This is a genomic window from Blautia sp. HCP3S3_G3 (genome assembly GCF_052063365.1).
Taxonomy (GTDB): Bacteria; Bacillota; Clostridia; order Lachnospirales; family Lachnospiraceae; genus Blautia_A.
The window spans coordinates 57,731-69,576 of record NZ_JBQHXR010000002.1 but is presented as its reverse complement, the minus strand read 5'-3'; the positions used below and the strand labels follow the sequence as shown (position 1 = coordinate 69,576).

Here is an 11,846-nt window from a genome sequence, read left to right as displayed (position 1 = left end):
AAAGCATAATCCACGCAGCTCTCCCATATATATCAATGGGAGGGCTGTTTTTATGAGAGTAAAGGCTGTTCTGAAATCGCTGCTTCTGTCTTACGTGCTGACCGGAATCTCTCTTCTGCTGCTGGCTTTTCTGCTTTTTCAGTTTAATCTTGGAGAAAAACCGGTTGCCATAGGGATTCTTGTCATCTATGTAATTTCCTGTCTGGCAGGAGGATTTCTTGTGGGGAAAATCATACGAAAAGAAAAATATCTGTTCGGTTTACTGGTCGGCCTCAGCTATTTTCTGCTTCTGGCCATCGTTTCATTTGCTGTGCAGGGCAAATGGGATATGACTATGCGGCACGCAGTGACGACATTCCTGATGTGCCTTGGCGGAGGTGCTCTTGGCGGAATGCTTTCGTAAACAGAGAAAGCTATTTGGTACAGTATTTAGAAAATGCTATACCAGTGAAACTACATGGATAACCGGCAAATAAAAAGACTGTCATGAGATAATGAAAAAAAGACTTTAAAAACAGAAAGTTTTATGCTATACTAGGCAAAGACATATAATACATAAGGAGGATACCTCAATGGAACATATTAAAACATTAAATACAAAAAATCTTCAGAATACAGTGAAAAAAGGCGGATGTGGCGAATGTCAGACTTCTTGCCAGTCTGCTTGCAAGACTTCCTGTACAGTAGGAAACCAGAGCTGCGAGCACAAATAAGAGCCGCTCTGTGAGAAATGGTAAGCAGCGGGTTATCTAATCCGCTGCTTATTCTTATGTTTTTCACAAATACGGGAAGTGAATGTCTGCATATGCAGTCTTTACGATATAGAAAAGTCAGGAAAGGAAACTGAAAAATGAGTCTGATTCACAGATATCAGAATAATGGCTACAACATTGTTCTGGATATTAACAGTGGCTGTATTCATGTTGTGGATGATGTTACCTACGAAGTTCTGCCATATCTGGAGGCGGAAGAATCACAGGAAGCCATTGTGGATAAGCTTGGCGACAGATTCCCGGAAGAAGCTGTGCGTACTTCTATAGACGAGTGCCGCAAGCTTCAGGAAGAGGGAATGCTTTTTACAAAAGATATTTATGAGAGCGCCATTGAAGAATTCAGCAGCAACCGTCAGACAGTTGTCAAGGCACTCTGTCTGCATATAGCACATGACTGCAATCTTGCATGCCGGTACTGCTTTGCAGAAGAAGGAGAATATCACGGAAGAAGAGCGCTGATGTCCTTTGAAGTGGGCAAAAAAGCGCTGGATTTCCTGATTGCCAATTCCGGCAGCAGGCGTAATCTGGAAGTGGATTTCTTCGGTGGAGAACCGCTGATGAACTGGCAGGTGGTCAAAGACCTTGTGAAATACGGAAGAGAGCAGGAGAAGCTCCATAACAAAAAGTTCCGCTTTACTCTGACCACGAATGGCGTGCTTTTGAATGATGAAGTAATGGAGTTCTGCAATAAGGAAATGGGCAATGTGGTCCTGAGCGTGGATGGACGCAGGGAAGTGCATGATTATATGCGGCCTTTCCGCAAGGGAGCCGGAAGCTATGATCTGATCATGCCGAAATTCCAGAAATTTGCCGAGTCCAGAAATCAGGATAAATATTATGTAAGAGGAACCTTTACTCACCATAATCTGGATTTTTCCAAAGATGTGCTTCATCTTGCAGATCTTGGATTTAAACAGATTTCCGTTGAGCCTGTCGTTGCACCGGAGGAAGAGGAATATGCGATCCGTAAGGAAGACATCCCTCAGATTCTGAAAGAATATGATACACTGGCAAGAGAAATGATCAGAAGAGAAAAAGAAGGAAATGGCTTTAATTTCTTCCATTTTATGATCGATCTGACAGGCGGTCCCTGTGTTTACAAACGTCTGTCCGGATGCGGTTCCGGTACAGAATATCTTGCTGTGACTCCATGGGGGGATTTATATCCGTGTCATCAGTTCGTCGGAGAAGAAAAATATCTGATGGGCAATGTGGATGAGGGAATTACCCGTCCGGAAGTCCGTGAGGAATTTGCCGGCTGCAATGTTTATACAAAAGAATCCTGCAAAGACTGTTTTGCAAGATTTTACTGCAGCGGAGGCTGTGCTGCCAATGCCTACCATTTCCAGGGAGATGTAAAAGGTAATTATGAAATCGGATGCGAGCTCCAGAGGAAGCGTGTGGAGTGCGCTATCATGATAAAAGCCGCGTTAGCGGAATAAGTAATAATCTAGAAAGGGAAAAACAATGAAGAAAAACAAAGGGGTCGTAGTATTGCTCCTGACTGCCGTTCTTACAGTTCTGCTGTGCTATACAGCTGCTGTCGGTTTCGGACCGACCGGTACGGGATCTGCCAGGAACATCAATACAGGTCTTGACCTGTCCGGTGGTGTCAGCATTACTTATCAGACCAAAGAAAGCAACCCAAGCAGCGAAGACATGTCTGATACTGTCTATAAGCTGCAGAAACGTGTGGAACAGTACAGTACTGAAGCACAGGTCTATCAGGAAGGTTCCAATCGTATCAATGTAGAGATTCCAGGTGTAACAGATGCAAATGCAATTCTGGAAGAACTTGGTAAACCGGGTTCTCTGTGCTTTATTGAGCAGACAGACGCAGACGGCAACCAGAACTTCGAATATAATGGTACAGAATATGTTCTCAGCAGAAGTCTGGACGAGATCCGTGAAGCCGGTTCTGTTGTACTGGAAGGTACGGATGTGGCAGATGCAACAGGCGGTGCTTATCAGAACGATCAGAACAGCACCAAAGAATACATTGTCAGTCTGGTACTTACCGATGAAGGCAAGGACAAATTTGCAGAAGCAACCGAAGCAAATGTGGGCAAACAGATTGCAATCATCTACGATAACAGTGTATTAAGTGCACCGAATGTCAATGAGGCCATTACCGGAGGCAAGGCGCAGATCACCGGTATGTCCAGTGTAGAAGAGGCACAGAATCTTGCTTCCTACATCCGAATCGGTTCCCTCAGTCTGGAACTGGAAGAACTCCGTTCCAGCGTAGTTGCCGCACAGCTGGGTGAAGAAGCAATTGCTACCAGTGTAAAAGCTGCTGCAATCGGTCTTGTGCTCGTTATTCTGTTTATGATTTTTATATATCGTGTTCCGGGACTTGCGGCAGGTGTCGCACTTGTTCTTTATACAGCCCTGATGCTGATTTCCCTGAATGCCTTTGACATTACCCTTACGCTTCCGGGTATTGCAGGTATTATTCTTGGTATCGGTATGGCAGTAGACGCGAACGTAATTATTTATGCACGAATCAGAGAAGAAATTACTGCGGGATTATCTGTACCCAATGCGATCCGAAGCGGTTTCAAGAAAGCTTTTTCCGCAATCTTTGACGGTAATATCACGACATTGATCGCGGCATGTGTGCTGATGTGGCTGGGCTCCGGTTCTGTAAAAGGATTTGCTTATACTCTGGCAATGGGTATTGTCATCTCTATGTTTACCGCACTGGTCGTATCAAAACTGGTTGTCAATGCACTTTATGCAGTCGGTGTGCGTGATGAAAAATTCTATGGACGCGCAAAAGAAAGAAAAGCAGTTGATTTTGTCGGAAAACGCAAAACATTCTTTATCCTTTCACTTGTACTGATCATTCTTGGACCGGTATTTATGCTGATCCACAGCCAGACAGAAGGAAAAGCACTGAATTACAGCCTGGAATTCTCCGGCGGTACTTCTACAAACGTTACTTTTAATGAAGAAATGGACATCAAACAGATTGACTCTGAAGTAACTCCTGTTGTCGAGGAAGTGACCGGAGATAAGAATGTTCAGACTACGAAGGTAGTTGGAACCAATCAGGTAGTTATCAAAACACGTGCACTGGCTCTTGATGAGCGTGAAGCATTGAATCAGGCTCTTGTTGACAAGTTCGGCGTAGATGAAAGTCTGATCTCTGCAGAAAGTATTTCTGCTACCGTAAGTTCCGAGATGCGTCAGGATGCAATCATCGCTGTGATCGTTGCAACGATTTTTATGCTTCTTTACATCTGGTTCCGTTTCAAGGACATCCGCTTTGCAGGAAGTGCAGTACTTGCCCTTCTTCATGATGTTTTGATCGTACTGACTTTCTATGCGATCGCGCGTGTATCTGTCGGAAATACATTTATTGCATGTATGCTGACGATTGTAGGTTATTCCATCAATGCTACCATTGTTATCTTTGACCGTATCCGTGAAAATCTTCATGGAAGCAGCAGAGTGGATGGCCTGGAAGAAATCGTCAATGCAAGTATCACAGAAACACTGACAAGAAGTATCTATACTTCCATCACCACCTTCATCATGGTTGCGATTCTTTTCATCATGGGAGTTTCTTCCATTCGTGAATTTGCAGCACCTCTGATGGTTGGTATTGTCTGTGGTGCATATTCTTCTGTATGCATTACAGGTGCTCTGTGGCTGGTATTTAAGAAAAGATTCCAGGGTGGTGTACAGCCTGCTGGTGCAGCTGTTGCCAAAGCTCCTGCAAAGGAAGTAAAAGCTCCGGAAAAAAAGAAAACAGCCGGTACTGAAACAGCCAGAAAAGATCCGGTTCAGCCAAAGAAGAAAAACCGCAAGAGAGTCGCAGAACGTCTTGCAGCTCAGGAAGCAGCCGCAAAAGAAGCGGATGAAAACAAATAAGAAACTCGGATGGTATTTGCCTGAAGAACAGAAATGCCTTCTGAGAGTTTTTCTGAACAAACGTATACATATCCCGGGACAGGAATAAAACCTGCCCCGGGATGTTTTGAATTACGGCATTTCTGTGTGACAGAAAAGAGAGGGAACAGAACATGATGGAAAAATGGGTTGTAACAGCCAAGAGAGCAGATTTTCAGGAAATCGGCAGAACCTTTGAGATTGATCCGGTGATCGCAAGACTGATCCGCAACCGGGATGTGGAGGGAATGGATCATATCCGGACTTATCTGTACGGGGGCCTGGAAGAACTGCCGTCCCCGTGGCTTTTGAAGGATATGGAAAAAGCGGTAGATATTCTTTTGGAAAAAATCAGGAGCCGCAGAAAGATCCGGATCATTGGAGATTATGATATTGACGGTGTGACGTCTACCTATATCCTTCTGAAAGGAATCCAAAGACTTGGCGGAAATGTGGATACCTATATTCCGGATCGGATCACAGATGGCTACGGTATGCACCAGGAATTGATCCTTCGGGCAAAAGAAGACGGAATTGATACGATTGTTACCTGTGATAATGGGATTGCCGCGTCAAAAGAAATTGCATCCGCCCGTGAACTGGGGATTACTACCGTGGTTACCGATCACCACGAAGTTCCCTATGAAGATACCGAAAACGGACGCATCTACCGTATTCCGCCGGCAGATGCGGTGATCAATCCCAAACAGCAGGACTGTACTTATCCGTTCAAAAATATCTGTGGTGCTGTGGTTGCATGGAAACTGATATGGGCGTTATATGAAAAGTCAGGCTTGCAGCGGGAAGATATTATGAGCTTCCTGGAATTTGCGGCCATCGCAACTGTTGGCGATGTGATGGATCTTCAGGGAGAAAACCGGATTATTGTAAAAGAAGGACTGAAATGTCTTTCCAGAACATCGAATTATGGATTGCGGGCACTGATTCAGGCAAATGGTCTGGAGGATACGGAGATTTCTTCCTATCATGTTGGATTTGTGCTGGGGCCATGTATCAATGCCAGCGGAAGACTGGATACCGCGTCGCGTTCGCTTGCTCTGTTTCTTTCGGAGGATGCGGAGAATGCCGCACGCCTTGCCGGAGATCTGACAGCACTGAATCAGAGCAGAAAGGCGATGACAGAGCAGGGAAAAGATGAGGCAATAAAGCTGGTTGAAGAGACAGCAGATGGGAGAGACCGGGTTTTGGTTCTGTATCTACCGGAATGTCACGAAAGCCTTGCCGGAATCATAGCCGGAAGAATCCGTGAAAGATACCATAAACCGACATTTGTTTTGACAAGAAGTGAAACAGGAGTAAAGGGAAGCGGACGTTCCATAGAAGCGTATTCCATGTATGATGAGCTGGTCAGATGCTCTGAACTGCTGGAAAAATTCGGAGGGCATCCCATGGCAGCCGGACTTTCCCTGAAAGAAGAAAATGTCGGTGAATTTCGCCGGCGCATCAATCAGAACTGTACCCTGACGGAGGATGAACTGATGCCGAAGGTTGTGATTGATGTACCCATGCCTCTTTATTACGCAGGCAGGGAACTGGTGGAACAGCTTTCTCTTCTGGAACCCTTTGGAAAGGGGAATACGAAGCCTTTGTTTGCGGAGAAGGGACTTCATGTTTTAGGACTCCGGATTTTGGGCAAAAATCGTAATGTAGCCAAAATGCAGCTGATGGACGCAAAAGGAAATGTAACGGATGCGGTATATTTCGGAGAAGCAGAGGAATTCCAGAGATTTGTCCAGAGCAAAGAAACCGTTTCTGTGACCTATTATCCGGAGATCAATTCCTATCAGGGAAGAGAAACGCTGCAGGCAGTCATCCGGAATTATCGCTGAAAGAGTAAGAAAGAGGACGATTTCCTGACGCGCTCTGGTGTAATTCCTCGATGTATGTCGGGTTTTCATTGATTCTGAAAAAAAAAGGTGTTATAATATAGAATATTTTTATCACATAGTAATATTTTTATAAATATTCTGAAGAACAGTGTAAGGAGTGGAAGATAAAGATGAAAAAAATTGAGGAATATGTAAGAAGCATTCCGGATTTCCCGGAACCGGGGATTATTTTCCGTGATGTTACAAGTATTTTACAGGATGCCGATGGACTGCAGCTGGCAATCGACTCCATGCAGGACTGTTTGAAAGATGTGGACGTAGATGTGATCGTTGGTGCGGAATCCAGAGGATTTATTTTTGGAATGCCGATTGCGTATAATATGCATAAGCCTTTTGTTCTGGTCCGCAAGAAGGGAAAACTTCCCTGTGAAACGATTTCCAGAGAGTATGATCTGGAATATGGTACAGCAACGATTGAAATGCATAAAGACTCTATTAAACCGGGGCAGAAGGTTGCCATTATCGATGACCTGATTGCTACAGGCGGTACGATCGAAGCAGCAGCCAAGATGATCGAAGAACTTGGCGGAGAGGTGGTTAAGATCGTATTTCTGATGGAACTTGCCGGACTGAATGGACGGGAGAAACTTGCAGGTTATGATGTATCATCGGTAATCTGTTATGAGGGCAAATAAACCGCTTGGAGCGAACGAGATTTGATTTGAGGGGAACTGAGTATGGCAGAAAAAAGACAAAAAGCAAATCAGGAACCGTCCTCTCTGGAGGTCGAAAAAGAAAAGCTGGAATCTGTCAGGAAAGCAGATGCGGCAGTGAAAACCATGAATGATTTCACCAGTCCGGAAGATTTATATCATGAGCTGATAGCCAGTGTAAAGAAATACCATCCGTCTACGGATATTTCCATGATACAGAAGGCTTATGAAGTTGCCAGAGAAGCACATAAGGATCAGAAGAGAAAATCGGGAGAACCGTATATTATCCATCCTCTTTGTGTCGCAATCATTCTTGCGGATCTGGAACTTGACAAAGAAACCATCGTGGCAGGTCTGCTTCACGATGCAGTGGAAGATACCTGGATGACTTCGGAGGAAGTGGAAAAGGAATTCGGACCGGAAGTTGCGCTTCTCGTGGATGGAGTAACGAAACTTGGACAGCTCTCCTATTCTGCAGACAAGGTGGAATTGCAGGCAGAAAACTTAAGGAAGATGTTTCTGGCAATGGCCAAGGACATCCGTGTCATTCTGATCAAGCTGGCAGACCGTCTTCATAATATGCGTACACTTCAGTATATGCGGCCTGAGAAACAGCAGGAAAAAGCCAGAGAAACGATGGATATTTATGCACCGATCGCACAGCGTCTTGGTATTTCCAAAATTAAAGTGGAGCTGGACGACCTTTCTCTGAAATATCTGAAGCCGGATGTATATTACGACCTTGTAGAAAAAGTGGCATTGCGCAAAAGTGTCCGCGAAGAGTTTGTAAACGGAATCGTACAGCAGGTGAAGAAACACATGGAAGATGCCGGGATCAAAGCGCAGGTGGATGGCCGTGTGAAGCACTTTTTCAGCATCTATAAGAAGATGGTAAATCAGGATAAGACGATCGACCAGATTTATGATCTTTTTGCAGTGCGTATTCTTGTAGATACAGTGAAGGACTGTTATGCGGCGCTGGGTGTCATTCATGAAATGTACAAGCCGATCCCCGGCCGTTTCAAGGACTATATTGCCATGCCGAAGCCGAATATGTACCAGTCTCTTCATACAACTCTGATCGGTCCTAATGGACAGCCGTTTGAGATTCAGATTCGTACTTTTGAGATGCACAAAACAGCAGAGTACGGTATTGCTGCTCACTGGAAATACAAAGAATCTTCCGATGGCAAGGTGCCGGTAGGAAAGAGCGAAGAAGAAAAATTAAACTGGCTGCGTCAGATTCTGGAGTGGCAGAGGGACATGTCTGACAATAAAGAATTCATGAGCCTTCTGAAAAATGACCTGGATCTTTTTGCAGACAGTGTTTACTGTTTTACTCCGGAGGGAGATGTCAAGACACTTCCCAATGGTTCCACACCGATTGACTTTGCATACAGTGTCCACAGTGCAGTAGGCAATAAGATGGTAGGCGCAAGAGTGAACGGCAAGCTGGTTCCGATTGAATATCAGATCAAAAACGGTGACAGAATTGAAATCATTACTTCCCAGAATTCCCAGGGACCGAGCCGCGACTGGCTGAAACTGGTCAAGAGCACACAGGCCAAGAATAAGATCAATCAGTGGTTTAAGAAAGAACTGAAGGAAGATAATATCCTCAAGGGAAAAGAAATGCTGGCGCAGTATGCCAAGGGAAAAGGTTACAAGATCAGCACTTATACAAAATCTCAGTATCTGGAAGCAGTTATGCGCAAATATGGCTTCCGTGACTGGGAATCCGTACTGGCAGCCATCGGACATGGCGGTCTCAAAGAAGGCCAGGTCTTCAATAAACTGATGGAAGCCTTCGAGAAGGAAAATAAAAAGAACCTTACAGATGAACAGGTTCTGGAAGCTGCCAATGAGAATCAGGAGAAGCTTCATATTGCCAAGAGTAAGAGCGGAATTGTGGTGAAGGGAATCCATGATGTGGCAGTGCGTTTTTCCAAATGCTGCAGTCCGATTCCGGGGGATGAGATCGTGGGATTTGTCACAAGAGGAAGGGGCATTACCATTCACCGTACCGATTGTGTAAACGTTCTGAATATGCCGGAAATTGACAGAACCCGTCTGATCGAGGCAGAATGGCAGCAGCCGGATACGAAAACAGCAGAAAAATATATGGCAGAGATTCATGTGTTCGCCAACAACCGTACCGGTCTTCTGGTGGATCTGTCCAAGATCTTTACAGAGCGTAAAATTGATGTGCGGAGCGTGAACAGCCGTACCAACAAACAGGAAAAGGCAACGATTTCCATGAGCTTTGAAGTAAAGAGCAAGGAAGAACTGAACACCCTTATCGAAAAAATCCGTCAGGTGGAAAGTGTTCTGGATGTGGAACGTACCACCGGCTGAGAAGGAGTTATAGATGGCAAAATTAGAACTGCAGAAATGTATCGTGGGAAATGTATATACAAACTGCTATTTTTTGAAGAATAAAGAAACAGGAGAAATGCTCATTGTAGACCCGGGAGCTTCTGCGGATAAAATTTTCCGCAAAGTTGCGGAAATGGGCGGAAAGCCTGCAGGTATTCTGCTGACTCATGGACATTTTGATCATATTCTTGCTGTAGAAGAGGTCAGGGATCAGTATAAGATTCCTGTATATGCAAGCCGTTCTGAACAGCAGATGCTGAAGGAACCGTCCATGAATATGTCCAGTCATTACGGAACGGGATGTTCCATAAAACCGGAAGAACTTCTGGATGATCTGCAGGTGTTTGAAGCAGCGGGATTTTCCGTACAGATGCTGCTCACACCGGGACATACACCGGGCAGCTGCTGTTATTACCTGAAGGAAGAAGACGTTCTTTTCAGCGGAGATACGTTGTTTTACGGATCTGTCGGAAGAACGGATTTTCCGGGAGGAAGTACGGCACAGATTGTAAGAAGTCTTCATAAACTGGTAGATTCCCTGCCGGAAGAAACGGAAGTCTATCCGGGGCATGATGCTTCTACTACCATAGGTTATGAAAAGAGGTATAATCCATTTGTGTAAAATCCAGATTCTGTTTTTGGACAGAGAATTTGAACATGATATTTATGAACTGATCAAAGCTTTTTATCCGGGAGCAGAGTTCCACATTTCTTACAGTGAAGAAGAGGAGATTTGTGGAACTGTGTTCCGGGTGGAAAAGATTGGGAACGATTATGAGATCCGCTATAAGAATGAAGAACACAAAGGGGTTGTTCATGCAGAAGTGATAGAAGGGCAGACGAGGGATGCCCTTATTTCTTGCCTCAGAGGAAAGGATTCGTCAGATTCTTCTGCAGGTTCCTCTGCCCGAGGAGAGTCCTCAGGGCAGGAGTGTGATCAGAATTGCAAAGAATCGGAGCAAATGCCGGCTGCGAAGCGCTCTCAGGAGGAGATGGAACTTCGCAAACAGAATAAGGACAGTATCAAATATGCGCTGTATCGCATTCTGGAAAAAATGACCGGAAGAACACTGCCGTGGGGAAATCTTACAGGAATTCGTCCTGCAAAGCTTGCTATGGGAATGATCGAATCCGGGATGACGAACCCGGAGATTGCCAGAGAAATGCGGGAAAAGTATCTGGTAAGTCCTCAGAAGGCAGCACTGGCAATCACAATCGCCAATCGGGAAAGGGAGATTCTGAAAAATATTGATTACGAGAATGGATACAGTTTATATGTCGGTATTCCGTTTTGTCCGAGTATCTGTCTGTATTGTTCTTTCAGTTCTTATCCCCTGAAACTGTGGAAAGCAAAGGTGGATGACTATCTGGATGCGCTCTGTAAAGAAATCCGCGCTGTTGCAGAAATGATGAAAGGACGCAAGCTGGATACGGTTTATATCGGAGGAGGAACTCCCACGACACTGGAACCGGAACAGTTTACCTGTCTTCTTGGAACATTGGATGATGCGTTCGGATTAGACGGACTTGAGGAATTTACCGTGGAAGCCGGACGGCCGGACAGTATCACAGAACAAAAACTTATGGCTATGAGGAAATTTCCTGTAAGCCGTATTTCTGTGAATCCTCAGACAATGAATCAGAAAACTCTGGACATTATCGGACGCCGCCATACAGTAGAACAGACGAAAGAAGCTTTTCATATGGCAAGGGAATGCGGGTATGACAATATCAATATGGATCTGATCGTAGGTCTTCCGGGAGAGGATTACTCCATGGTTGAGAAAACACTGGAAGAAGTCCGTAAACTGTCTCCGGACAGTCTGACTGTTCATTCGCTGGCAGTAAAACGTGCGGCACGTCTGAATATGTTCAAAGACCGGTATCAGGAAATGACATTTGAGAACAACCAGCAGATCATGGATCTGACGATGAAAACGGCTTATGAAATGGGAATGGGACCCTATTATCTGTACAGACAGAAAAATATGAAAGGGAATTTTGAAAATGTTGGCTATGCAGCAGTTGACAAAGCCGGAATTTACAATATACTGATTATGGAAGAAAAACAGCCGATCATTGCATTGGGAGCCGGCGGCTCCTCCAAGCTGGTTTTTGACCATGGGAAACGCATTGAACGTGTGGAAAATGTAAAGGATGTATCCAATTACATCAGCCGCATTGATGAGATGATTGAAAGAAAGCGGGCAGGCATCCGGACCTGGCTGTGACTGACA

The 11,846-nt window shown here is 44.9% G+C and carries 9 protein-coding genes; all 9 read left to right on the top strand.

Annotated elements, in window-relative coordinates; translation table 11 throughout:
- The first annotated feature begins 52 nt into the window (after window positions 1-52).
- The 9 genes from ACTNEW_RS04070 (at window position 53) to hemZ (ending at window position 11,840) form a co-directional block, all read left to right on the top strand.
- A complete protein-coding gene (locus tag ACTNEW_RS04070; protein ID WP_441058261.1) occupies window positions 53-403 on the top strand; it encodes a TIGR04086 family membrane protein in 351 nt (116 codons plus the stop codon).
- Window positions 404-572: 169 nt separating this feature from the next.
- Complete coding sequence (gene scfA, locus ACTNEW_RS04065; RefSeq protein WP_015524633.1) at window positions 573-713, top strand: six-cysteine ranthipeptide SCIFF; 141 nt, start codon at window positions 573-575, stop codon at window positions 711-713.
- Window positions 714-850: 137 nt separating this feature from the next.
- A complete protein-coding gene (scfB, locus tag ACTNEW_RS04060; protein ID WP_441058259.1) occupies window positions 851-2,215 on the top strand; it encodes a thioether cross-link-forming SCIFF peptide maturase in 1,365 nt (454 codons plus the stop codon).
- A gap of 25 nt (window positions 2,216-2,240) precedes the next feature.
- On the top strand, window positions 2,241-4,652 hold the full coding sequence (gene secD, locus ACTNEW_RS04055) for a protein translocase subunit SecD (RefSeq protein WP_441058257.1): 2,412 nt from the start codon (window positions 2,241-2,243) through the stop codon (window positions 4,650-4,652).
- 155 nt (window positions 4,653-4,807) lie between these two features.
- Window positions 4,808-6,520 (top strand): single-stranded-DNA-specific exonuclease RecJ, encoded by a 1,713-nt coding sequence (gene recJ / locus ACTNEW_RS04050; protein WP_441058699.1) that lies wholly within the window; start codon window positions 4,808-4,810, stop codon window positions 6,518-6,520.
- Between the two features lie 170 nt (window positions 6,521-6,690).
- Entirely contained in the window at window positions 6,691-7,215 is a 525-nt protein-coding gene (locus tag ACTNEW_RS04045; protein WP_441058255.1) for an adenine phosphoribosyltransferase, read from the top strand.
- 42 nt (window positions 7,216-7,257) lie between these two features.
- Window positions 7,258-9,588: a RelA/SpoT family protein gene (locus ACTNEW_RS04040; RefSeq protein WP_441058253.1), complete on the top strand. Its 2,331-nt coding sequence runs from the start codon at window positions 7,258-7,260 to the stop codon at window positions 9,586-9,588.
- A 13-nt stretch (window positions 9,589-9,601) separates the two neighbouring features.
- On the top strand, window positions 9,602-10,231 hold the full coding sequence (locus tag ACTNEW_RS04035; RefSeq protein WP_441058251.1) for an MBL fold metallo-hydrolase: 630 nt from the start codon (window positions 9,602-9,604) through the stop codon (window positions 10,229-10,231).
- Window positions 10,203-11,840, top strand: a complete 1,638-nt coding sequence (gene hemZ, locus ACTNEW_RS04030) for a coproporphyrinogen dehydrogenase HemZ (RefSeq protein ID WP_441058249.1) — start codon at window positions 10,203-10,205, stop codon at window positions 11,838-11,840. The genes ACTNEW_RS04035 and hemZ overlap by 29 nt, the downstream gene beginning before the upstream one ends.
- The last annotated feature ends 6 nt before the right edge of the window (window positions 11,841-11,846 follow it).